At 52.6% G+C, this 21,296-nt stretch carries 25 protein-coding genes and 1 tRNA gene; 8 read left to right on the top strand and 18 right to left on the bottom strand.

Annotated features, from left to right (window positions below; genetic code table 11):
* Nucleotides 1-567: 567 nt before the first annotated feature.
* Nucleotides 568-684, top strand: coding sequence for a PEP-CTERM sorting domain-containing protein (locus tag ACXJJA_RS02650; RefSeq protein WP_456486677.1), 117 nt, complete (start codon nucleotides 568-570; stop codon nucleotides 682-684).
* A 256-nt stretch (nucleotides 685-940) separates the two neighbouring features.
* On the opposite strand, the gene ACXJJA_RS02645 is transcribed toward ACXJJA_RS02650, so the two are convergent.
* From ACXJJA_RS02645 to ACXJJA_RS02615, 7 genes are all read right to left on the bottom strand, one after another.
* A complete protein-coding gene (locus tag ACXJJA_RS02645) occupies nucleotides 941-1,675 on the bottom strand; it encodes a Rossmann-like domain-containing protein (protein ID WP_456486676.1) in 735 nt (244 codons plus the stop codon).
* Between the two features lies 1 nt (nucleotide 1,676).
* A complete protein-coding gene (locus ACXJJA_RS02640) occupies nucleotides 1,677-2,993 on the bottom strand; it encodes an MmgE/PrpD family protein (protein WP_456486675.1) in 1,317 nt (438 codons plus the stop codon).
* Nucleotides 2,994-3,043: 50 nt separating this feature from the next.
* A complete protein-coding gene (locus ACXJJA_RS02635; RefSeq protein ID WP_456486674.1) occupies nucleotides 3,044-3,715 on the bottom strand; it encodes an MjaI family restriction endonuclease in 672 nt (223 codons plus the stop codon).
* On the bottom strand, nucleotides 3,708-4,934 hold the full coding sequence (locus tag ACXJJA_RS02630) for a DNA methyltransferase (RefSeq protein WP_456486679.1): 1,227 nt from the start codon (nucleotides 4,932-4,934) through the stop codon (nucleotides 3,708-3,710). The genes ACXJJA_RS02635 and ACXJJA_RS02630 overlap by 8 nt, the downstream gene beginning before the upstream one ends.
* A gap of 44 nt (nucleotides 4,935-4,978) precedes the next feature.
* The gene (locus ACXJJA_RS02625; protein WP_456486673.1) at nucleotides 4,979-5,635 is read right to left on the bottom strand and encodes an ArsR/SmtB family transcription factor; all 657 of its coding nucleotides are present in this window, start codon (nucleotides 5,633-5,635) and stop codon (nucleotides 4,979-4,981) included.
* A 10-nt stretch (nucleotides 5,636-5,645) separates the two neighbouring features.
* Complete coding sequence (locus ACXJJA_RS02620) at nucleotides 5,646-5,810, bottom strand: hypothetical protein (protein ID WP_456486672.1); 165 nt, start codon at nucleotides 5,808-5,810, stop codon at nucleotides 5,646-5,648.
* Between the two features lie 729 nt (nucleotides 5,811-6,539).
* Complete coding sequence (locus tag ACXJJA_RS02615; RefSeq protein WP_456486671.1) at nucleotides 6,540-6,833, bottom strand: hypothetical protein; 294 nt, start codon at nucleotides 6,831-6,833, stop codon at nucleotides 6,540-6,542.
* Nucleotides 6,834-7,080: 247 nt separating this feature from the next.
* On the opposite strand from ACXJJA_RS02615, the gene ACXJJA_RS02610 reads away from it, so the two are divergent.
* From ACXJJA_RS02610 to ACXJJA_RS02595, 4 genes are read left to right on the top strand one after another with little or no spacing between them, the layout of a single operon-like run.
* On the top strand, nucleotides 7,081-7,680 hold the full coding sequence (locus ACXJJA_RS02610) for a DNA-directed RNA polymerase (RefSeq protein ID WP_456486670.1): 600 nt from the start codon (nucleotides 7,081-7,083) through the stop codon (nucleotides 7,678-7,680).
* A 19-nt stretch (nucleotides 7,681-7,699) separates the two neighbouring features.
* Complete coding sequence (gene spt4, locus ACXJJA_RS02605; RefSeq protein ID WP_456486669.1) at nucleotides 7,700-7,879, top strand: transcription elongation factor subunit Spt4; 180 nt, start codon at nucleotides 7,700-7,702, stop codon at nucleotides 7,877-7,879.
* 56 nt (nucleotides 7,880-7,935) lie between these two features.
* Entirely contained in the window at nucleotides 7,936-8,220 is a 285-nt protein-coding gene (locus ACXJJA_RS02600; protein WP_456486668.1) for a 30S ribosomal protein S24e, read from the top strand.
* Nucleotides 8,221-8,224: 4 nt separating this feature from the next.
* Nucleotides 8,225-8,386, top strand: coding sequence for a 30S ribosomal protein S27ae (locus tag ACXJJA_RS02595; RefSeq protein ID WP_456486667.1), 162 nt, complete (start codon nucleotides 8,225-8,227; stop codon nucleotides 8,384-8,386).
* A gap of 36 nt (nucleotides 8,387-8,422) precedes the next feature.
* Here ACXJJA_RS02595 and ACXJJA_RS02590 read toward each other — a convergent pair whose 3' ends face one another.
* The 5 genes from ACXJJA_RS02590 to ACXJJA_RS02570 all read right to left on the bottom strand — a co-directional run bounded on the left by ACXJJA_RS02590 (nucleotide 8,423) and on the right by ACXJJA_RS02570 (nucleotide 15,177).
* Nucleotides 8,423-9,169: a metallophosphoesterase family protein gene (locus ACXJJA_RS02590; protein WP_456486666.1), complete on the bottom strand. Its 747-nt coding sequence runs from the start codon at nucleotides 9,167-9,169 to the stop codon at nucleotides 8,423-8,425.
* A complete protein-coding gene (locus ACXJJA_RS02585) occupies nucleotides 9,166-10,017 on the bottom strand; it encodes a phosphate ABC transporter substrate-binding protein (RefSeq protein ID WP_456486665.1) in 852 nt (283 codons plus the stop codon). The genes ACXJJA_RS02590 and ACXJJA_RS02585 overlap by 4 nt, the downstream gene beginning before the upstream one ends.
* Nucleotides 10,018-10,325: 308 nt before the next feature.
* On the bottom strand, nucleotides 10,326-13,007 hold the full coding sequence (locus ACXJJA_RS02580) for an ATP-dependent helicase (protein ID WP_456486664.1): 2,682 nt from the start codon (nucleotides 13,005-13,007) through the stop codon (nucleotides 10,326-10,328).
* Nucleotides 13,008-13,306: 299 nt separating this feature from the next.
* Nucleotides 13,307-14,164, bottom strand: a complete 858-nt coding sequence (locus ACXJJA_RS02575; protein WP_456486663.1) for an alpha/beta fold hydrolase — start codon at nucleotides 14,162-14,164, stop codon at nucleotides 13,307-13,309.
* Nucleotides 14,164-15,177, bottom strand: a complete 1,014-nt coding sequence (locus ACXJJA_RS02570; RefSeq protein ID WP_456486662.1) for a radical SAM protein — start codon at nucleotides 15,175-15,177, stop codon at nucleotides 14,164-14,166. Before ACXJJA_RS02570 ends, ACXJJA_RS02575 begins: the two co-directional genes overlap by 1 nt.
* Nucleotides 15,178-15,424: 247 nt before the next feature.
* Between ACXJJA_RS02570 and gatA the strand changes: the two genes are divergently transcribed.
* The gene (gene gatA, locus ACXJJA_RS02565) at nucleotides 15,425-16,900 is read left to right on the top strand and encodes an Asp-tRNA(Asn)/Glu-tRNA(Gln) amidotransferase subunit GatA (protein ID WP_456486678.1); all 1,476 of its coding nucleotides are present in this window, start codon (nucleotides 15,425-15,427) and stop codon (nucleotides 16,898-16,900) included.
* 72 nt (nucleotides 16,901-16,972) lie between these two features.
* Nucleotides 16,973-17,572 (top strand): hypothetical protein, encoded by a 600-nt coding sequence (locus ACXJJA_RS02560; protein WP_456486661.1) that lies wholly within the window; start codon nucleotides 16,973-16,975, stop codon nucleotides 17,570-17,572.
* Between the two features lie 37 nt (nucleotides 17,573-17,609).
* Here the strand turns inward: ACXJJA_RS02560 and ACXJJA_RS02555 are convergent, their stop codons facing one another.
* From ACXJJA_RS02555 to ACXJJA_RS02530, 6 genes are all read right to left on the bottom strand, one after another.
* Complete coding sequence (locus ACXJJA_RS02555; RefSeq protein ID WP_456486660.1) at nucleotides 17,610-18,506, bottom strand: fumarate hydratase; 897 nt, start codon at nucleotides 18,504-18,506, stop codon at nucleotides 17,610-17,612.
* A gap of 332 nt (nucleotides 18,507-18,838) precedes the next feature.
* Nucleotides 18,839-19,294, bottom strand: coding sequence for a PUA domain-containing protein (locus ACXJJA_RS02550; protein ID WP_456486659.1), 456 nt, complete (start codon nucleotides 19,292-19,294; stop codon nucleotides 18,839-18,841).
* Nucleotides 19,295-19,328: 34 nt separating this feature from the next.
* The gene (locus tag ACXJJA_RS02545; protein WP_456486658.1) at nucleotides 19,329-20,099 is read right to left on the bottom strand and encodes a 4-phosphopantoate--beta-alanine ligase; all 771 of its coding nucleotides are present in this window, start codon (nucleotides 20,097-20,099) and stop codon (nucleotides 19,329-19,331) included.
* 21 nt (nucleotides 20,100-20,120) lie between these two features.
* Nucleotides 20,121-20,192 (bottom strand) — tRNA-Gly (locus ACXJJA_RS02540).
* Nucleotides 20,193-20,376: 184 nt separating this feature from the next.
* The gene (nrdD, locus tag ACXJJA_RS02535) at nucleotides 20,377-20,736 is read right to left on the bottom strand and encodes an anaerobic ribonucleoside-triphosphate reductase (RefSeq protein WP_456486657.1); all 360 of its coding nucleotides are present in this window, start codon (nucleotides 20,734-20,736) and stop codon (nucleotides 20,377-20,379) included.
* Nucleotides 20,705-21,148: a DUF362 domain-containing protein gene (locus ACXJJA_RS02530; RefSeq protein WP_456486656.1), complete on the bottom strand. Its 444-nt coding sequence runs from the start codon at nucleotides 21,146-21,148 to the stop codon at nucleotides 20,705-20,707. The genes nrdD and ACXJJA_RS02530 overlap by 32 nt, the downstream gene beginning before the upstream one ends.
* A 42-nt stretch (nucleotides 21,149-21,190) precedes the next feature.
* Here ACXJJA_RS02530 and ACXJJA_RS02525 point away from each other — a divergent pair.
* Nucleotides 21,191-21,296 (top strand): AsnC family transcriptional regulator (locus ACXJJA_RS02525; RefSeq protein ID WP_456486368.1); only part of this gene is annotated, 106 nt, incomplete at its 3' end.

Below are 21,296 nucleotides of genomic sequence, written 5' to 3'. Positions count from 1 at the left end.
CGTTAGGTTTATATATTGTTTGCAATTTTGTTATTAGCGAGGCTGCGGGTATATCCTGCAGTCAGGGGCTGCGGTGAGCCAGCCCCGTCGTGAAGCTCGGCTCCGGAGCGGTGCTCCTCAAGGAGTCGGAGTGGAGAGACGTGAAGCTCCCGGCTTTAGCCATGGAGTAGCTCACCTCCGGACGTCCAGCGATAACGTGGTGATAAGTAACACGTGCAACAGCAACGCAAACGTCAGCGGTACCCTTCTCATCGAAATCCGGCAACAACGTGATGAAAGGCAACACTTGTAAAGAAAACGACGACGGCATTTGGCTCCACATTCCAACAACAACGAGGTGCCGAGCAACAGTGCAGGAACCCGACTGCAGTTCGGGCAGAAGCGTGAGCCCCGAACCCGATGGTCACAAATCGAGAAGGACGGCGTTTATAGTACACGAGAGGGCTACGAGGCAGCTCTACAATGACCAGAACGTGACAGCGGCGTTCGACTACTGCGGCCCGACGGTAGGACGATAGACGCGGGCGTCTTCGACCACTACGACGCTCGAGCAAGGAAGGCGGCTTCGTGCCTTCCTGCTGCCGCCGCCGACACCACGCTACGCCGGTGTCGGAGTTCACGAGCTTGGCGTTAATTGCGGCGGGCATACCGGGAACGCTCGTTCTACGGCGGCGTAAGAAATAATTTAAGAAGACGTTGCTGCTAATTCCTCCCTTTTGAAAGGTAGGATACAGCAGGGGAGGCGGGAGGGGGAGGGCGGAGGTAAGTTTTATAGTTCTCGATGGATATGTTATTGCTATCACAAGGTGCCTAGAGGGTTGGGACGCCCCGAAGTTACGCCTGTGGACACCGAACCTCTGCCTAGGTTGGCTGAAAGAGCTGCCAATGATGGTAAGTTCGGTGTGTGAAGCAGGAAGCTCCTTCCGTAAGGAGGAGTAGTTCACTTCCTTTTATTTTTCATGCACACGAGTTCTATGTAGGCTTTCAACTCCTTTCTGCCGCCGCCTTGGCTTACGACGTTCAGGACTTGAGCGGCGTTCGTGGTGATGCCGGCGAGGACGTCGGCGCCGTATTCGAAGAGGATCTTGTAAAGGGGCGTGCTCGGGCCGGCGACTACGGTGAAGCCGCCGCTCAGCTCGAGGAGTCTCTGCAACGTCTTGTTCACGAAAGCACTGCCGGAGATCACGACGAAGTCGCAGCGTGGCAGGAGTTCCTCAGCGGCAGCGTCCGGGAGCGTGCCCTCGCTCGGACGCCTCTCGAAGACGTAAACTTCCTTGCACAGCCTTTTCAGCTCGCCCACGAACGGGAACTTGCCAACAACTCCTATTCTCTCGAAGTCCGGCGCCATTGCAAACAAAAGCTGCGTAATTTCCAAGCGCTCGTAATCTGTAGGCTTGAGCTTCGAGGAGAGCAACGCATTGACGCTGGCGCACCCAACTGCCGCCTCTATCATGTTCCAAGAACGGGCGAGCGCCACAGTTTTCGCGCCAATGAGCTTTCCAACGCCTCTCGGCGGCGGGCACCAGTCCTTAAACGTATAAGCCAGCCCGATCATGCCTCTCATCTTCACGGCAGTGAGCCGCAATCCGACACGCACATCCTCCGTAGGCGTCTCTAACTCCTCCACCTCGCTTATCAAATCCTCAACTAACCTAATCTTAGATAACTTCTCCATTTCACCCCTCCTGCCCCTCTTCTTCAGCAATGAGCAGTTCTATGACGTCTGAGATGTCATCTACGTTTTCTATTCCGTTTATTGCATAAACAAGATTCTCTAAATCTTCTTCAGCTATGACGCCCTGCGTTAGTGCAAAAAATTTTCTCTCTAGCTCCTCGTAGCTCAGTGGGTTGCCCTTGAATCCTTTACACGGCGCTGCCATAGCAAAAGCCCTGCCAGCAGCCTTTATATCCAGCGGCGAGAGTAAAACGCCACCCCTCTCCATTACGGCATCAAGCTTCTTGTCGATTTCAACTCTAAGCTTGGATGCTAACTGCAAAATCCGCTGATCCTTAAATCTTTCATCAGAAAGCTGGCGTGCGGGGTCGAGCAAGTGTCCATCGTGAAACACCGTCGCCAAGCAGAATGGTAGACTGTTCTGCGCATCTTCCAGACTTTTAGGCGACTTTTTGGCATCGTTGCACGCTTCTCTTAAAAATGGATGGTTTCTGGGGATTTTTACTTTCAAATGCTCAACGTCTTCTGCCTTGATGCCATAATCTCTCATGAGACGCAATGCTGCATCTAAATAGCCGTGGAGGGAGTGCCTGCATCCAAAATATTTAAAGCCCACTTCCCGCATCACCCACCTCTCTCCTAACTGCTTTTCGATGTCGTTTTCGTTCAGCTTCGGCACGCTGCCTAAAGCAGCTTTTCTGCCAAAGCCTTTCTTAGCGGCGACGGCGCAGAGGATGCTATTTCTTGCCGCCATACCCGTAGCGAATTCGTTGTAGTGCGTTGTGTCGCCCGTTGCGACCGTGCGAGAGGCGAGCGCAAATGCCTTTTCGAGCTCGTCTTCGCCCAAGCCTAAGAGTTTTCCGACAGCCGCCACCACGCTGAGCGGCAGCGCCGCAGCCTTGAGGGCATCGCCAACACGCCCACACACCTCGTAGCCCGCAATTATCGCAGTCATTAGCTCCCTACCACTGCAGCGCTCACGCTCAGCGACGGCAACTGCCGCCGAAATTACGGCGGCGCCCGGGCTCAGGAACGCCGGCGGCGGGAGCGAGTCGCAAAGCTCGTAACTCGCCGCCATCACGGCGTTTGTCATCGCCGCATTCTCGCAAGGCACCATGTAGCCGTGCACTAAAATCATGGATTCCGGCTTACCTGCCTCCTCCTTGAAAATGTCAACGAGAATTTTGCTCCGCGGCGACCGTGCGCCGTAAACCGAAATGCACGCCCAGTCCAACAGACACATCTTCGCTCTTTCCCTGACGTCTAACGGCACGTCCTCATACTCGAGCGCCGCAAGCCAGCTTGCAAACCTTTCCATGTTAAAATATTGGCTCTAATTTTATTTCCGTGAGTTCGACTACGTAACTTCTAAGAAACGCTCTGCAGCCGCTCTATTTCTCGCTTTATCTGCTCAATCACCTCTGTATTAAAAATTTCCTTCTTCCTCTCCTTTTCCACAGACAAGATTATGAAAACCTTCCCGCCAAAGTTGCGAGCGAATTTTTCATGCGAATTTCTGTAAGCGTCCCGCCACTTCCTCTCGTATTCCGGGGCGTGCTCGAACGTCGTTGGCTTGATTTGTATACCGATGTATTTGTCTCCAACTTTTATATAGAAATCAACGTTATAAAGCCGATCCCATTCGTCTGGTGCAGGCCTGATTTTTGCTCCTAAGATATCCTGTAACTGTCCATATATGGTTTGCTTTTCTGTGACGTAACCTTTATAAGTTCGGTTTATCACCAAATTCTTTATATATTGTATGCAATCTTCTTCATCGACTTCTTCCACCTCAGCCTTTATTACTTCAGATATTTTGATGTAAAGGGTTTTGCCTAAATCTTCTAAGTATTCCTCTGGCTCCAAGTTGATATCTTTTTCCTTTATGAATTCCCTTAATTTTTTAAAGTAAAACTCTTCCCAATCTTTAACACTCCTCGGACTACACTCTCTTATCCAAGCAGAGACGGGCCCCACTCTGTTTTTCTTCGTCAGCCCCCATCTTCCGTTTGCCATATTTAATATCCACTCTTTAGCCATTCTCTTTCCAAATTTCTATAAACTTCTTCTTGTATGAGAAGGGATAATTTGCAGGTTTTGCAAGCCCCATCCTCACCATTTCTTTGTTTATGAAAATTTTGTTTTTAAGATAGACATACGCATAGACAATATCTTTCTCAGCAGGCTTTGAGTCAAATCTCAAAAACACCTTTTTCCCCCTGACAAAATTTCTTAAATAATTGAGGGCTTCTTCTTTCCTCTCTGGCAAAACGTCAACTCCTAATAACCTCACAGTTAAGCTAGTGTCAAGTCTGACAGTATCTTCACTTAAAATTTCTACGACTTTGTAAAGCCCTTCTTTAAATCTGAAGAGATTTGGCTCTATAAGCGGTTTTGCATCCTTGATGTTAGGCGTGTAATCTATCTCTTCTGGCTCTATTTCATTTTTTCTTTCGACGATTTCCACTTGCCAGCCGAAGAGGCTCTCGCCGAATTTCTTTCTTATTATTTTCAAAAAGTCTCGATTTATTTCGTAACCTATGGCGTTTCTGCCCGCTTCCAAAGCAGCTTTTACTGTAGTTCCGCTCCCTGCAAAAGGGTCTAAAACGGTGTCGCCTACGAACGTGAACATCTTTATCAACCGCCGTGGCAACTCTTCAGGAAACATCGCCTCGTGCCCGATTTGCTTAGCCCCGCCGAAACGCCAGTGTCCGCAGAAATATCCCTTCCACTCCTCTTTCGTCAATTTCGATTGTTCTTTAATCTCTTTAGACACTCTTTCGCTCTTCCCTGGCTTTTTAAAAATGAGAATGAACTCGTAATCGATTTCGACCATGCCGTTCGGCGGATATGGGAACGAACCCATAACGTTAGCCCCGCCAGTGGTATGCATCGTGGTTTTCTTCTGCCAGATGATGGCGCCCATATAATCAAAGCCTATGTTCTCGCACTGCGTTATTATTTCAGCATGCAACGGAATTATTTTGTATCGTCCATAAATTATTGCTCTGGCGAACTGGTCGCCGATGTTTATACACAGCCGCCTTCCTTTTTTAAGGACCTTGTAACACTCCTTCCACACCCGATACAAGTCCTTTAAGTATTCATGCAGGGTTTGCCCGTAGCCTATTTGCCCGGCGACGCCGTAGTCTTTGATGTGCCAGTAGGGCGGCGAAGTTACCACGAGCCCAATGCTTTCGTCTTCGACCTCAGGCATGCGGCGGCTGTCGCCAATAATGATTTTCGCCCAGTTCCCCATTACTGCTTCTTTTGGCATGTTTAAATAAACATCTTGCGAGAGCGTTAGCTGCGTCGCCGCTTTTTCCGCCGCTTCGAGCGTATTTCCAGAACCGCAAGTAGCACGACCACGAAAGCGCAGCCGAGGAAAAACCAGAAACCCGCATGTTCGGAAATGGGATACAGGCGTGAGACGATATCGGAAAACGCAGGCAGCCCTTTACCCAAAGGCGCCGGCACGGGTAGCCATCCCTCCTCCGCTGCTCTTTTAAGTGCTCCTTGTTCCAGTTTTGGTGTCGCTGCCAAATCCAAGAGCAAAGCGGCGATGCCTGCGGCAGACAACAGTCCCAGATACCTTTTTAACGCTTCTATCACGCTCTTCTTGTCGTCTTTCGCTTGAGCGGGCACGATGACGACGAACTTGCGTGCTGGTGCGTAAATTTTGACCTCTCGCATTTTTTCGCTGTATTTAGTGCGCTCGACCCTCACGAGTCCGGCGTCGAGAAGCTTGTTTACGTTGTATTGAACCGTAGTCAGGGGCAAGCCGAGACGCCCCGCAACTTCGGAGGCGGAGAGCGGCGCCTCTGTCAATGCCTCCAGAATGCGGCGGGCGGTGTCGTTCGATAATACTTGCGAGACCTTCTTTGAGGCGTTGAGCGGTAGAATTAATAGCTTTTCATCCTCTTTTGCGACTTCCCCCCTCGTTTCCTCAGCGGCTTTCATCTCTTTATCCTCAACTTAAATTAACCCTCAGCCCTTGAGCCTCTTTCGGCTCGTAATCTTTTAAGCTCTTGCTGAACATTCTCATGAATTCTTGGAAGGAATTGCGGGCACTCCCTTGAAACTCTTGAATAGCGTTTTCAACAGCTTCATCAAGAAGAACTAACTCTGCAGGCATACTGCTAGCTTCTCGTGCCGCTTCATTAAGATGTTGCTTTACAGCATTTTCTAATTGTTATGGGACCCTTCGCTGTTTCTGACGCTGCATCCTTGAGTTCAGAGTTATTCGCAATAACCTTTCCCACCCATCCAAGAGAGGAAGCTGCTTGCGACGTGGCAATCTCAAGCCCTTTCTCCGCAGCAGTAACTCCAATAAGTTTGCGGGATGTCACTACGCGCTTCGTTATTATTCTAAGGTTTTTTCTACAGCAGCCTCTCCAACCGCTCCGAGGAACTCCGCTGCTTGCCTTGCTGCGCTCTCAAACCCTCTTCTGCCGCATCCTTGTATCTCGCACTGCCAGCGTCGGTATGGAAGAGCTAGAACCTGTCGAATACTCGCCATCCCACTCCGACTATTGGCACGAAAAGACCAAGATAAGTGAGAGGGCAGACGCCCCACGGATGCGTGACCTCCTCCCCTCACTGAAGGGGCATCCGACGGATGCACGAGGTTGGGGAGTGTGCCAGATACGGCGCTCCCCTTCGGGCTGGGCACGCAGCCCCTATCCGCAGGTTATACCCACGGACTCGTCATATATTCAAACGCAAGTATATAAATACTCTCCCATCCACCTCCCCTACTGTATCCCTCCTTTAAAAAGGGGGATTAGCAGCCACATCGTCCTAAAAACAATTAGCTACCTGAACTTATAAGGCGAGGCAGGATGCGTGTGCCTCGGCAAACGTCTTAGCAGGAGAACGCCACGTGCACCCGCATGAACTTCAACATCGCCCAGCAGTGTCGGCGGCGCCACCCCGTCAAGCTCTCAATGTCGTAGCGGCAGTAATAAGGAGCAATGGGAACGTGATCTCGCTTTTCGATTAAATACCCAAGCCGCCTGTCAGCGTAGAATCTCGAGAGAATACTCTCTATAGTTTCACCCTCTTCCTTTTGATTAGAGGAATCGATGGTTAGGTTATGTGCATTTTGAGCCGAAAAACTCAAAATGCTTCGTGCGATGTCATCCTTTGTCCACCGCACCGGGTGCAACCCACACCCTCTATCCCGTCCGCAAACGCTTCCGGGATTGCTTGCGATGCCGACTGCGTGCTTCGGCTCAGCGCCGGCTTGTCGGCAATCGCAGCAACTTTATGATTTGAGCATATATAAAATTATCGGTCGAAATCAGGCATCATACCCTTACTCGAACGGTTCCCCGTAGGGGAAAGATAAGGTATTTTTATTTAAGGCAGCAACTTTACGTTGCTTACTGAAAACAAGTGATGAGATGTATCTAAGGATAAGAGCTGTGGACGTTGTACGGATACCGCCGGAGCGGCTTGCTGATGATTTAGAAGAGACAGTGAAAGAAATGCTCATGGACAAGCTTGAAGGGCGGGTCGACAAGAGGATAGGCGTGTTTGTGGCGATTCTCGATGTTATAGAGATTGGGGAAGGTAGGATTCTCGTGGGCGACCCCGGGGTTTATTATGAAACAGTGTTTGATGCGCTCGTCTTTAGACCTGTGCTGCAGGAGGTCATAGAAGGGGAGGTCGTAGAGATTGTAGAATTTGGAGCGTTCGTGGACATAGGTCCGCTCGACGGGCTCGTCCACATCAGCCAAATCACTGACGAATACATAAACTACGACGAGAAGAACATGATGCTTGTGACCAAGGAGACCGGGAGAATACTGAGAGAAGGCGACAAAGTGCGAGCGAGAATCGTGGCGGTCTCGCTGAACGAGCGCAATCCGAGCGAGAGCAAGATAGGGTTGACAATGCGGCAGCCCGCTCTTGGAAAGCTTGAGTGGATTGAGGAGGAGCGGAAGAAGGAGCTTGAGCGGCTGACCGGTGCAGAAAGCGTCGGGGGGCGGGGTGGGGAGTAAAGGAAAAGGAGCGGGAGAGATGGAGTTTGCGTGTCGTGATTGCCGGCGGATAATAACGAAGAATGTGTGCGAGTGCGGCTCTGACTCATTAAGCCGGGACTGGAGTGGTTATATCATAATACTCGACGCTAAAAATTCTGAAATCGCGAAGAAGCTCGGAATACACAAGGAAGGTAAATATGCATTAAAAGTGCGGTGAAGGTAAAAGGTTGTGAGGAGCAATTAAAGTAAAGGTGCCGTCGTGGGTGAAGAAAGATGGACATCGAAGTCATTGAAGAGAGAGAAAACCCCCTACTTGAGCGAAAAGAGATAAAATTCAGGATAAAGCACGAGAACAAGGGAAGAACACCATCAAGAAAGGATGTACGGGAACTGCTGGTAAAAGAGTTCAAGACGAGCCCGAACTTGCTCGTCGTGGACAGCTTACGCTCAGAGTTCGGGAAACGTGAAGTAATAGGCTATGCGAAGATTTACAGGAGCGAAGGGAAGCTCAGAAGCGTGGAACGCCCTCACATCCTGAGAAGGAACTTCGAGGAGTGAGAAGATGGCAAGAAAAGATGTAAAGGTTTACAAGTTTTATGATTTGAAAGACAGTAAGCTCGTGCGCCTGCGAAGGACGTGCCCTAGGTGCGGCGAAGGCGTCTTCCTTGCGGAACATCCCGACCGGCGGGCGTGCGGAAAGTGTGGCTACACGGAGTTCAAATAGCACGCTGTTCCCTCTCCGGCAACCCTTAAATCTATATCACCTCCGCGCTCTCGATGGCGCCCAGCTCCGTTCCAGCACTGGCTCTTGTCCGCCTCTTGAATACATTCTGGATATCCTGATGGTTTTCTCGTCCTCATCGAGTTCGATGAGGTTGAAGGACTGTGGGATGTCCCACTTCACCCTGTTCGTGCACGCGGTCCCAGCATGGAGGATAATCATTCCGTTCAACTCCCAGACCCAAGGAACGTGCTTATGCCCACAGAGCACGAGGTTCGTTCCGCAACGCACGAGCAGTTCGAGGACATCGCCCGCATCCGTCGGGATGTTCCGCTCTCGCCCAGTCAGCGGGACGGGGATTAAATGGTGGTGCAACGCAACAATCTTGAAGCTCTCGTCTGCAAGGCTTTTCTCCAGCCACCCATACTTCTCTCTACCGATGTGTCCCTCGTCGATGTCAGGTTGCGTGGAGTCCACTCCGACGACAGTTATTTCACGATAACGCTCAACTCTCGAACGCCGCCCGAAAAACTCCTCGAAGCAAAGATAACCAACGTTCCGGGAGTCGTGGTTCCCCGGAACTACCACCTTCCTCTTGCATTTTATCCTATCAAGATAGCTCTTGGCACGCTCGAACTCGAAATGGTAGCCGTCTTCGGTCAGGTCGCCGGTGACCACCACAATCTCGGGCGCTATTTCGTTCACTCGCCCCACCACCTTCTCAGCGAGGTCTGGCAGGAAGTGCGGCTCCGCCACGTGGATGTCGGAAAGGTGAACTATTTTCATTTGCCCACCCCCAAACGGATGTAACCTAGCTCTTTGACTACTCTCTGCCCTTCATCGCTCAAGACGAAATCGATGAACGCCTTTTCCAGCGTATCGGGCTCGCCTTTGGTTATCAGGTATAGTTTTCTTGAGATTGGGTACTTGCCGCTCGTGACGTTTTCGCGGGTTGGCATGACGCCGTTTATCCGCAAGGCTTTCACGGAGGGGTCGACGTAACCAAGGGAAATGTAGCCGATGGCATGTCTGTCCGTCGAGACTGTGGCTCGGACGTCGCCGTTCGAGGGCTTTGTGAGCGCCCTCGCCGACATTTCGACGCTAAAGGGCTTGAGCACATGCTCCTCGAACGTCGCCCTTGTGCCCGAGCCGTATTCTCTCGTGACGACGTGAATTTCAGCGTCCTCCCAGCCCAACTCCCGCCAGTTTCGGATTTCGCCGCCGAAGATTTTTGCGATCGGCTCAAGCGTTAGATTCTCAATCGGGTTTTCGGGGTGGACGACGACAGCGACGCCGTCCCCCGCTACCGGCACGGGCTTCAGGTCCGGATAAAGCTCAAACTCCTCAGGCTTCACGTCCCGAGATGCCATGCCGATGTCGACTTCGCCGACGCCGACCGCCTTGATGCCGTGCCCGGAGCCGCCGCCCGCCACCGTTATCCTGACGGCGGGATGCTGCTCCATGAAGAGGCGGGCGCACTCTTCAATCACGGGAAAAAGCGTCGTAGAGCCTGCGATTGTTATGCTGCCGGAGAGCTGCGATGTTGACGTTTCCGGCGTCTGCGTTCTCAGAGCGATGCCGAGCGCTGCCGCCATCACTACCACGGCAGCAACAGCAGCCCAAACCTTCTTCATATACTCTCACCCCAATATGGAGAGAGGGGACATATCTATTTAAATGTTCTGCAAATATATAATAAGCGAAAGTTATATATAAGCGAGATTTGTGCGTTGCTTGCAAGACCCCTTCCAAGATGAGTCAGATTTAAACTCTGAGAATAGGAGTATAACGATCTCGTAACAGCCGTAAGGCTGAACAGCCATGAGAAGTCCGTGAGTTCAAAGGAAGGGGATGACGAATAGTGGCTGCGTGAGCCAGATAGTGGGATAAGGCTCGTAAGAGCAACTCCTCACGAAGCCCGTCCGTTAGGGGTGGCTCACCCTCACGCCCAATTGAGTCTTCTCCGCCCATACCACTCCTCCATTGCCCGCCAAACTCTTTCCGAATACGCTTTGCCCTCGATGTATTCTAGGACCTTCCTGTGTAACTCCCGTAGGAGTTCCCGCCTCGACTCCATGAGGACGATGTCCGAGGCTTGCAAAGCTATCAAAGCGTGCGAGAACGGCGACGGGAACGGCAAGCCCTTCACGAACTTTATTGCTATCTCGCCGCTTTCTATCCCCTTCAGAACCTCCTTTGCATGTTCTATATCCATAACTTCCTCCAGAATCTCTCTGAAGGTCTCCTCGACGATTGGGAATCCCTCAATTTTCTCGACGACACTGAGCACCGCCGACGAGTTTCTTTGCTGCTTCCCGATGCTGATGTCGTAGCCTTTATACTGCTTGAGAATCATGAGCGCCCGGACGGCGCAGTGGCGGAACCGGCGTTTGAAAAGCTCCGTTTTCTTGATGCTGCGGCGGAGCAGCATTTCTATATTGTCGCTCGTCACAAGTTTTGGGATTTCTTCTACGGGGATGTTTTTGGGGAGGCGGAGGACGAAGCCATTGTCATTGAGCGTGATGGCGACGTTCGTGTTGAAGCGGCGGCTCACTGCATAAGCGTAAGCCCTTGAGAGCGCATCTATGGTCCTGCGTCCGAAGACGGCGTGGAACACTATGTTCTGGCGTCCGAGGTCATCGTAGAACGTTTCGATAACGATTTTGCGATGCGTGGGGACGACGCCCGCATATTGTTTTTGCTCCAAGAAGTACTGATAGATGTTCTCGGCGGCATGCCGCTCTAGATTATACTCTTGCGTTAACCACCCCACCACCTCATCTCTTGAAAGCTCATCCATCTGCCGCTCTATTTCCTCCCGAAAACGCCCTATTTCTACGGCGGAGTCGTATTCAAGCGGCAGTATCTCGCCGATCCACGAAGGTATCGTCGGCGGGCCATCAGAAGGCTCGACGAACGCCCGCATGCCCTTCGCCGAGAGGAACCTATAAGTTTTGCCACCGAGGACAAAGACGTCGCCACGCTCCAGCTTTTCAAGGAAGGGCTCGTCAATTTCGCCAATCCAGCGGCGTGGCGACTTCTGGAAGACTTGTATCGAGGTTTCCGACGGTATCGTTCCGACGTGCGTCATGTAGATGCCACGGACGGCACCTCGCCGCCCGAAGACGCCCTCCTCCTCGTCGAACCAGATTTTGGGGTAAACACGCACGCTCTCCAGCTCTGAGTATTTGCCGGAGAGGTAGCGGAGGACGGAGATGAACTGCTCCCGCGTCAGGTTTCGGTAAGGGTAAGCTCGTCGCACGAGCGCAAACGCCTCGTCCACCTGCCACTTCTTCTCGAGGGACATGCCGACGATGTGCTGAGCGAGAACGTCGAGGGCGCAACCCACAACCCTTATACGGTCGAGCTTGCGCTCTATCGCTCGTTTTGCGAGGACGATGCACTCCACAAGATCATCTAAGTCCGTTACGAGAAGGTAACCCTCCGCTGCGGCGGTGAGCTGATGCCCGGAGCGTCCAACACGTTGAATGAGGCGAGTCGTGCTCTTCGGCGAGCCCACGAGGATGCAAGCGTCCAGCGCTCCGATATCAATACCGAGCTCGAGCGAAGAAGAGCAGGCAACCGCTTTCATTTCACCACTTTTCAGCCGCTCCTCGACGCTCAGCCGCACTTCTCTGGAAAGCGAGCTGTGGTGCGTCCCGATGCTCTCGGCTTCGAACATCTCCGAAAGTTTATAAGAAACACGCTCCGCCCCAGAGCGGGTGTTCGTGAAAATCAGTGTGGAGTGGTGCCTCTGCACGAGCTCTTTAATTGATTTATAGAGCGTTACGGTTTCCGTGGGGACAAACTCTACGTCAAAATCGTCCCGTATATCTTCAGGCGCTATTACCCTTATTTCCAACCTCTTTGCATAAGAGACGTCGGCAACTAGGCACTTCCGCGGCTTTCTCTCGGCGTCTAAGCCCATTAAAAACCTTGCAACCTCCTCAAGCGGCGAAATCGTGGCGCTCATCCCGACGCGCACGAACTCGCGCTCGCAGATGCTCTGGAGGCGTTCGAGCGTGATGCTGAGATGCGCACCCCGTTTACAGTCAGCAAGCTCGTGAATTTCATCCACGACCACGAACTCCAACTTCTTCAGATGCTCAACGAATTTAGGCGCGTTTAGAATGATGGCAGCGGTCTCCGGCGTAGTTATCAGGATGTGCGGCGGGCGTCTCAGCATGCTTTGACGCTCGCTCTGCGTGGTGTCGCCTGTGCGCACCGCCACCCTGATGTCGAGGACTATACTCTCCTCGGCAGCAAGTTTTTTTATCTCCTCGAGTGGTTTCTCAAGATTGCGTTTGATGTCGTTACCAAGCGCCTTCAGTGGGCTTATGTAAAGGCAGTAAACGTGGTCTTTTAGCTCGTTACGCTCGCTCAACTCACATAAATAATTAAGGATGCCAAGGAAACACGCCAGCGTCTTCCCGGTGCCAGTCGGCGCGCTGATCAGGATGTTTCTCTTTTTCATTATTTGCGGGATGGCGTAGCGTTGTGGCGGTGTGAAACGACGAAACGTCGAGCAGAACCAGCGAGCAACGTAAGGGCGCAATATTCCGTATATTTCCTCATCACTTGCAGCCTGCGCCACCTCCGCAAAGCTCACACCCTCGGCACCCACATCCCCCTTTTTCTCAAATTGGCATAAATGCTTTGCTCGCCACCGACGAAACTCTTTCAAGCACGCTGTGACAGAAGTCATTTGAGGTTTTGGATGAACTTTGACGCTTAGCAGAATAAATGAACGAATTAGACGTAATGAAAGAGGCGCAGGGAGCTCGAGGGTGTTTGATTTGAGAATTTTGTCTGAGAATTGGGCTTCTCCTCTTTTTAGATTCGAAGGTGATATATCCTACCTTATCAGAGGAAAATTTACAAAAACGTTAAAGACAAGTCGGGCGTCTACGAGGAATTTCCGGCTCAGCGGCGTAAGAATGCCTCGAGGACGGCGTTGAACCTTGCAGGCTGGTCCATCATGACGACGTGTTTCGCTTCCGGAATGACGTGCAGCTCCGCACTTTTAATGCGTTCTGCGAGTTGCTTGCTCATCCTTATTGGGGTCATTTTGTCCATTTCGCCTACGATGACGAGCGTTCGCTGCGTGATCTTCGGAAGCTCAGCCCGCAGGTCGAGGCGCGCTATATCTTTGAGAAGACGGTAAGCAGCGACCTTAGAAGTGCGGCGGGCATGTCCGAACGCCACCTTCTTCATCTGGCGGTCAGCTTTGTAGAACCTACGTCTCGTTGCGAAGTAGGCGACAAGCGTGAACGCGTGCTTGACAAAGAAACCCAGCATGGGGACGAAAATTTTTCTGAGACGCGTGTCCAGTGGTTTTGCGGAAGTCCCGACGAGCACGAGCTTTGCAACTCGTTCGGGATGTTGAAGCGTGAAGAGAAGCGCAACCATGCCACCCATCGAATGCCCGACGAGAATCACTTTTTCGAAGCCGAAGCTCTCAATTAAGGCTCTTAAGTCCTCTTTCAGGATGTGCAAGGATACGTTTTGCGACTTTTCGGAGACGCCATGCCCCCGCTGGTCGTATGCGATGACGTCGTAACTCTTGGAAAAGTGCTTGATCTGAGCGGTCCAAGCGGTGTGGTCCTCGGTCCAGCCGTGGATGAAAATTATCTTCTCAGCGTCCGCAGGTCCGGCACGCACGTAGAAGAGCCTTGCACCATTAACCTCTACGTACCCCCTACGTGTGGCAGCATCGCGGCTATCTATGGCGTCTTTGCGCTCCCGTTTACTCTGCTCATCTCGCATTTTAGCCATTTTCATCAATTCACAACTCTTCCCAAGTACAAGTTATGCTTCGTTTCGATGATTTTCACCTTAACAACGCTTCCTAATGGTATTTTCTCGGCGTTTATGAGGGTGATCGTGCGTTCACGAGCGACTGCCAACTTCTCGTTACGGAGCCAACCTTGGGCGACGACCTCTGCCTGCACGGTCTCAAAACGTTTAAACGACGTCGGAATGCTTTGTCGTCGTTCTATACCGAAGTCCTGTGGCGAGAGCACGAGCTTCGTGCCGAGTTTCATTTCGAGGTTGCGCAGCCACTCATAGAATTTCTTCCACGAAACAAGAGACACGCTCGACATCTTCCTTCCGAGCTTGTGCGCCTCATATTTCTGGATGCCAAGCGGCGGGCATCTACGTCCGGCGCCGACGCTACGAGCGAATTCCACGAGTTTCTGGATCTCGTCGTCGTTCACGCTCTTCAACCAGACAGGAGCGATTAAAAGGTCAGTCTTGCTCTCCGCCACAGCCTTTGCAACATCTAAAACTTTTGAAAGTTCATACTTCTCGGTGCCCGCCAGCATTTTTGCGAGCTGCTCATCAAAGGCATTTATTGAGAGGTTCATTCTCGAGAGTCCGGCGTCGCTTAGCTCTTTTATCTTCTCTTCGGTGAGGAGCGTGCCGTTCGTCTGCATTGAGATTACGGAAACGCCTTCTATTTCAGAAAGCCCTTGGATAAGCTCCACGAGCTTTGGATATAGCGTGGGCTCGCCGCAGCCATCGATGTGCAGTTCGAGGCGTTCGCCCTTGAAACGAGCTACAGAACGCACGAAGTCCAGCAGATAGTCGAGCGCAACCTCATAGCGGGCGACCCGCGTCTTCGAGCACGGACCCTCATCGACGGAGCAGAACGGACAGCAGAGGTTGCAGCCCGAAACCGGACGCACCTGTAGAAGATTCGTGCCTCTATCAATGACGCCGAAGCAGATGCAGCCGAGTAACGGAAGCTCAAAGTCGTAGCCGATTCGCACCGGCACTCTCTTTCCGGGCATCGCTGTCGCCGTTATATATTTTAGCTTCAGGGCATTTAGTAATCGTATCAGCGAAGATCAACAGCCACGACTCGTAGAGCCGGAGCAAGTAGTGGCGTCCGGCTTTGGGAATCTGTGGAGACCATGACTATTACATCTATGAGCCAAAAGCTTTAGATTGGAAGAAGCCGTAAAGCAAGCTTATTTGTGATAGTTATGCGGATAAAACATGCGAGGTTTAGGCAAGTTGGCTGCTGCGTGGGCAAAAATGAAAGAGCAACTTAACGGCTATGAGCTTGCAGAAAGTATAAAAAACGGCGAGGTTTCCAGCGAGGAGCTCGTCTTGAAGCTTTTGGAGCGCATTGAGCGCAGTGACTTAAATTGTTACATCACGGTTTGCAGCGACACCGCGCTCGAAGTCGCCCGCCGTGCCGATAGGGCGGTCCGTGAAAATGACAGAAAGGCTTTGCGCAAAAGGTTGCTTGGCGTGCCCGTCGCCGTCAAGGACTGCATCTCCACAAAGGGCATACAGACAACGTGCGCCTCCAAGATTCTCTGTGGCTATGTCCCGCCGTTCGACGCAACCGTCGTGCGAGCTTTGAAGGACGAAGGCGCCGTCATCCTCGGAAAGACGAACATGGACGAGTTTGCTATGGGCTCAACGACCGAGACAAGCTACTTCGGACCGACAAAGAACCCGCACGACAAGAGCCGAGTGCCCGGCGGCTCGTCAGGCGGGAGCGCCGCCGCCATTGCCGCCGGCGAGGCTGTCTTAGCCTTAGGGACAGATACCGGCGGCTCGATACGCTGTCCTGCAGCTTTTTGCGGCGTAGTCGGGCTCAAGCCAACTTATGGGCTTATCTCCCGCTACGGGCTTATTGCTTACGCAAACTCTCTTGAGCAAATAGGACCAATAACGCAAAGCGTGCTCGACGCCGCCCTTTTACTCGATGCGATTGCCGTCGAAGACCGGAAGGACGCAACGCAGGTCAAGGGCGTTCGCCGCTCCTTCTTCGAGGAGCTTCGCACGCTTGCGGCGTCATGGAAAAATGAGGGCATCGCCGAGCTTAAGGACTTGCGAGTGGGCGTGCCTCGTGAGTTCGTCGAGGGCTTGGATGTCGGCGTCGAGAAGAATTTCTGGGCGGCAGTAGAGCGTCTCCGAGAGCTTGGAGCGGACGTTGGTGAGACTTCTTTCAAGAGCATGCGATTTGCGCTCGCCGCTTACTACGTGATTGCGATGTCAGAGGCTTCCTCGAACCTTGCAAGATATGATGGGCTGCGCTACGGACTCCGGCTCGAAAAGGACGAGGACTGGCACACCACTTTTTCGAAAATAAGGGGCAAAGGCTTCGGCGAGGAGGTGAAGCGCCGCATCATCCTCGGCACGTTCGCACTCTCCGCCGGCTATTACGGCCGCTATTATCTGAAAGCGTTGAAGGTGCGGACGCTCGTGCGTCGTGATTTTGAGGAGGCATTCAAGCGTTTCGATGTGCTTGCAACGCCAACAATGCCTTTCGTTGCATTCAAGCTTGGCGAGAGAATCAAAGACCCGCTCTCGCTCTACCTTGCGGACGTGAACACCGTCCCAATAAACCTCGCTGGCATTTCTTCGATTTCAGTGCCGTGTGGGCGTTTCGGCGGGCTGCCCGTTGGGCTTCAGCTCATAAGCAGCCACTTCGACGAAGCCACCATTCTAAAGGCAGCGCTGGCGTTTGAAATGGCTGCTGGGAAAGTTTATATATAAGCGAGATTCAACTTCCCTACGGGCTGTGAGGGTCTTGTTACGCCCATGGCTCAAGAGATAGGAGGTGAGAGCATGAAAAAAGTAATAATATTTACCGCTGCTGTTTTTGTGGTTTTAGCGATATCAGTTTTTGCGGCGAACGCTCTTGTGAAAGCCGATATTAACAGGAATGCCGCTACAGGGAAGACCTATGCGGCTTTCACGCCTGAAGGAAAGCCGGGAGCTCTTGCAGTTGCGTGGATTTTAGGTCCGCCGACAAGTTACGACATAACGCTAAACATAAAGAACTTGGCAAGTGGCAAGAAGATACGGTTTGTAGAGCTGAACCCTTTGCTTGCTGAGACTGCAGATGGTAGGGAACTGATCATAGACGCTGATGGAGTATTTAGCGTAGTCACACCGCCCGGTGGCAGCGCAACTGTTTTGTATCCGACGAACACGGCACTGCCCGGCGCGATGGTCGAGTTTACTAACTTCGACTACAATGAGGTAGCATCTTTCAGCCTCGACCCCGACACCTTCGACGACCCCGCTTACGGTGCGACTGTGAGCGAGATGCAGGGTTGCTTAATAAAGGTCTGGTTTGAGGATGGAGAGACTGCGGGCATCGGCATACTCAAGCCGCACCCCGCGGGTCACCAAGTGGCTTTCATCGTGCCGATGGGAAGGTAACCTTTACTTTTCTATTTTTTATCTCTAATTCTGTCCCTTAAAAATACTCAAGCCGCCCGTCGGCGTGGATTCTTGCAAACGTCCGCCTTAAAGCCCAGCATGAGAGGCTGACGGCAACGGGTAAGCTCGCAACGTGGCAATCCGCCGTTTTTACGTGAACATCGAGCGCCGTTGTTCTCCCACCCAAACCCATTGGTCCAATACCTGTCTCATTAATTTCAGCAAGTAGCTCCTCCTCAAGCTTCGCAAGCGTCTCGTCCTCGTTCCTCTCGCCGATACGCCGTAGTAACACTCGTCTTGCAAGCTTAAAAGCGTCAGCGACGCCGCAGCCACCGATACCCACGCCCACGACCACGGGCGGACAGGGTTTGCCGCCTGCGTTTAGAACGGTCTCAAGCACGAACTCTTTTATACGACGGCTCGTCGTCTCTGCATCCGCAGGCGTAAGCATTCTGAAGGCGCTGGTGTTCTCGGCGCCGCCGCCACGCAGCAGCACCGCAAGTTCCACGCAGCTGCCATCCGTAAGTTCAAACTCCAGACACGGCACACCTTCGCCGACATTCCCATTTCGGCTGAGTCTTGTCAGTGGCTCTACGGCGTTCGCCCGCAACGGTATCTCGTCGGTGGCGACGCTCACACCTTCGAGAATTCCGTCACGCAGCGTCCAGAAAACGTCGCCGCCCGCCGCCTCGTAGAACCCACGCCCAACGCTCACGTAAACCGTCGGTAGCCCCGTGTCTTGACAAAGAGGTCTTAGTTTCTGCCGTGCGATGTTGAAGTTTCTTATGATGTTTTCAAGCTGGAGTCTTGCAATTTTATCGTTTTCCTCGTTGTAAGCCCAGACTAACGCCGCCCGCACGTCACTTGGCAAGCTAACCGCCGCCCGCCGCAAAAGCATGACCGTAATGTTCCTTACGAATTCTTTTGTTAACATCCTGCTTGTTCAAAGTAGAGCTGCGAATTTTTATAACTTTGGATTCGGCAAGCCTGCCCCGCCCAAGGCACCATACCCCTCTCCAATGGCGTTAATACCTTTTAACTCCTAAGCCGCCTTTACCAGGCCTTTTCGCTTGACTTCGAGGGCTAAAATTTCTTCAACTTCTCCACCTTCTTTTGAAAACTTGCTCAGGAACTCCCAGGAGCTGCCATGCTTTTCGAGTCTCAGCCTCGCTTGTAGCAACCGCCTTCACCTTACCTTTTTGCAACACAACTTAAATCTGAGTGAAGCGATGCATGCCAACTTTAAGCCGCCGTGGCAACTTAGCCTTAACCTTCGCCTCCTGCCCCGTAACGCACCTTCACGGCGGCGCCGTGCTTGAACGTCAGCATTTCGGCGGCGGAGAGCAGCGCCTTCCCGGTGCCGAGAAGCGTGTCGTTTTCGTCCACGAGGATGACCTCGTCGCCTGCCCGGATTTCAGGGTCGACATCGACGACGTGCTTTGCAAACGCCGTCTTGCCTCTTCTCACGAACGGCGCGCTCTCCTTGCTCATCACGACTCGAAGCCTCGGCGGCTCGAAGCGTGCGAGGAGGCGGCGGGCGCCCTCAGGACTCAACGTCATCAGCCCGTCGTTTGCTCTGACGGTTACGAGCCTCCACCCGTTTTTCAAGACTTGCGCAACCCGTCCCCTCCTCGAAAACAGGAACTCTACGTCGTCATTAAAAAGAACACCGCCCGCATCTTGCCCAAACTGATAATCAGCTATCGTTCTAACTTTTCTCAAGAGCTCCCTCCTGCTCTTATGCTTATCTATCATCTCAGTCAAGCTCGATGATGTCGAGTTGCGTCAGCCGCTCCGCAATAATTTTCAGCACCGACTGCAAGTTACCTCTGTTGTCAAAAGTTTCAACAAACTTTTCAAGCTCGCCTCTTGATGCTTCTTTCAGCTCAGCTGCCAACCTTATCATGTTGTTCACCGCGCGCGTCAGGTCGTCAACGACCGTCACAGTCGCCGCCCTCGCCGTCCGCGAAAGCGGGTTTAGGTCTATCGCAATCACCCTCTTCCCCATCCTCACAAGGGCCTCGCAGCGGTCACCGTCCTCGAGCGGCGTCAGGACGACGTCCGCGCTGTAAATGCCACGCCTCGTCGCCTTTGCCCGTGCATGCTCCAGTCCCGGGATCAGAGCGTCAGGCTTGTCCCCTAGCACCTTCTCTTCAGGGGCGCCGTGCCTTAGCAAATGCTCCTTTATCCTACGAACCCGCTCTTCTGTTCTGTAAAAAATGTTTATCTCAAGAGGGGCGTCTAAAAATCTACTCAGCTCTACGATCCCCGAAGGGACGAGTGCTGCGACGTTCCCATTCACTGAGAGCACCGGACGCTCCGCCAGCAGCAGCATCGCAACTGCCGTTTTCGTAGCGTTTAACGCTGGCGGCAACGTCCGCTCCCCGATGAGGTAGTCAAAAGCCTCGCCTCGTCCGTGCGCAATGAGCCCCTGAAAGCTCGTTATCCCCGCACGCACGCCTTCCGCCAGCTTCTCCCGCTTTATCAGCGACTCATATCTTGGATGGCTCTTCGGCACCTGGAACATCTTACCACCACAGAAAGAGAGTGCGCCGGCCGGGATTCGAACCCGGGTTGGTGCCTTGGCAAGGCACAGTGATAACCGCTACACTACCGGCGCGTCTCCTTCAATCCATTTGCTGAGGTTATAAAAAAGTGTGCCGTCAGCTTCGTCTGGCTGTTAAAAAATTCCAAAATTGAAAAGCGGAGGGAGCCAGTTAACGCCACAGCGGTCGTCAAAATCAGAGAGATGACAGGAACAACAAAGTCCCGGAGTCATGCTCGAAATTCCCAGCCCTCTCTCCTTACAGCAGGGCATCGCCGCTATATCTATGTCGGTCTTTGAGTTCCTGCTGCTTCCCGGCGTTCCAACCGCTTACCGCCTGTAAATACCCCGTAATCCTCGAAATAACCTCAACTGCATGGTTTTTACAGTCGGGGCAGATGTAGTTGCCGCAAACCGGGCACATCTCTGTGCGCTCTACAGTCCTCCTACACGGAGCGCCGTGCCACAACGCCCACTTCTGCACCGGACACTCCCACGCCGGTATGTCCTCGGGCTTGAGTCCATATTCTTCTCTGAGCCGCACCGCACGCTCACAAAACTCCTCAAATGGCAGCCCCAAAGAGTTATCAACCATTCTCACAACATCCTCCACACTCATCCCTCCTACTTTCCAGATTCTCGATTCTCTGCTTCATCCATTCCAAGCGCACTGCCACGGCGTCCAGTTGCATTTTTATGGCATCCAACTCGCTTGCCGAGACGGCTGCTGCCACTCTTATCGCCCCTTGCGGGCACGCTCTTGCGCACGCGCCACACCCTATGCATCGTTCCGACAGAACGTCAGCCTTCCCCCCAACAATCCGAATGGCATTGAAAACGCACGCCTCTGTGCACTTTCCGCACCCTACGCACCGCTCTTTGTCAACTATAGCTCTCGGCATCATGGAGGGAATTTGAAAGGGCGGCGCTTGGGCAACACTTGAAATGCCCGGTAATCCCACATCGGTAGCACTCCCTCCGCCCGCTCCTCTGCGCCACCTCCTACCTACCCCTCTTACGACTATAAACACGTTTGGGTATTCGCCATACTGTTTAATTAAATTTTCGGAAAAATGCTTAATGAACGTAAAGTGGGTGGGAGAATGGACGAGCTGGACAAGAAAATATTAAGGGTGCTCCAAAGGGATGCGAGGCTCTCGTTCACGAAAATCGCAGAAG

This window comes from Candidatus Alkanophaga liquidiphilum, from assembly GCF_053996935.1.
The sequence above is the reverse complement of the archived record's forward strand: the minus strand, read 5'-3'. Positions and strand labels throughout refer to the sequence as shown.

Coding starts and splice junctions, on each gene's coding strand:
- ACXJJA_RS02645 (WP_456486676.1), bottom strand. CDS start 1,675: ATGGAGAAGTTATCTAAGATTAGGTTAGTTGAGGATTTGATAAGCGAG.
- ACXJJA_RS02640 (WP_456486675.1), bottom strand. CDS start 2,993: ATGGAAAGGTTTGCAAGCTGGCTTGCGGCGCTCGAGTATGAGGACGTG.
- ACXJJA_RS02635 (WP_456486674.1), bottom strand. CDS start 3,715: ATGGCTAAAGAGTGGATATTAAATATGGCAAACGGAAGATGGGGGCTG.
- ACXJJA_RS02630 (WP_456486679.1), bottom strand. CDS start 4,934: ATGGGGAACTGGGCGAAAATCATTATTGGCGACAGCCGCCGCATGCCT.
- ACXJJA_RS02625 (WP_456486673.1), bottom strand. CDS start 5,635: ATGAAAGCCGCTGAGGAAACGAGGGGGGAAGTCGCAAAAGAGGATGAA.
- ACXJJA_RS02620 (WP_456486672.1), bottom strand. CDS start 5,810: ATGCCTGCAGAGTTAGTTCTTCTTGATGAAGCTGTTGAAAACGCTATT.
- ACXJJA_RS02610 (WP_456486670.1), top strand. CDS start 7,081: ATGTATCTAAGGATAAGAGCTGTGGACGTTGTACGGATACCGCCGGAG.
- spt4 (WP_456486669.1), top strand. CDS start 7,700: ATGGAGTTTGCGTGTCGTGATTGCCGGCGGATAATAACGAAGAATGTG.
- ACXJJA_RS02600 (WP_456486668.1), top strand. CDS start 7,936: ATGGACATCGAAGTCATTGAAGAGAGAGAAAACCCCCTACTTGAGCGA.
- ACXJJA_RS02595 (WP_456486667.1), top strand. CDS start 8,225: ATGGCAAGAAAAGATGTAAAGGTTTACAAGTTTTATGATTTGAAAGAC.
- ACXJJA_RS02590 (WP_456486666.1), bottom strand. CDS start 9,169: ATGAAAATAGTTCACCTTTCCGACATCCACGTGGCGGAGCCGCACTTC.
- ACXJJA_RS02585 (WP_456486665.1), bottom strand. CDS start 10,017: ATGAAGAAGGTTTGGGCTGCTGTTGCTGCCGTGGTAGTGATGGCGGCA.
- ACXJJA_RS02575 (WP_456486663.1), bottom strand. CDS start 14,164: ATGAAAATGGCTAAAATGCGAGATGAGCAGAGTAAACGGGAGCGCAAA.
- ACXJJA_RS02570 (WP_456486662.1), bottom strand. CDS start 15,177: ATGCCCGGAAAGAGAGTGCCGGTGCGAATCGGCTACGACTTTGAGCTT.
- gatA (WP_456486678.1), top strand. CDS start 15,425: ATGAAAGAGCAACTTAACGGCTATGAGCTTGCAGAAAGTATAAAAAAC.
- ACXJJA_RS02560 (WP_456486661.1), top strand. CDS start 16,973: ATGAAAAAAGTAATAATATTTACCGCTGCTGTTTTTGTGGTTTTAGCG.
- ACXJJA_RS02555 (WP_456486660.1), bottom strand. CDS start 18,506: ATGTTAACAAAAGAATTCGTAAGGAACATTACGGTCATGCTTTTGCGG.
- ACXJJA_RS02545 (WP_456486658.1), bottom strand. CDS start 20,099: ATGTTCCAGGTGCCGAAGAGCCATCCAAGATATGAGTCGCTGATAAAG.
- nrdD (WP_456486657.1), bottom strand. CDS start 20,736: ATGAGTGTGGAGGATGTTGTGAGAATGGTTGATAACTCTTTGGGGCTG.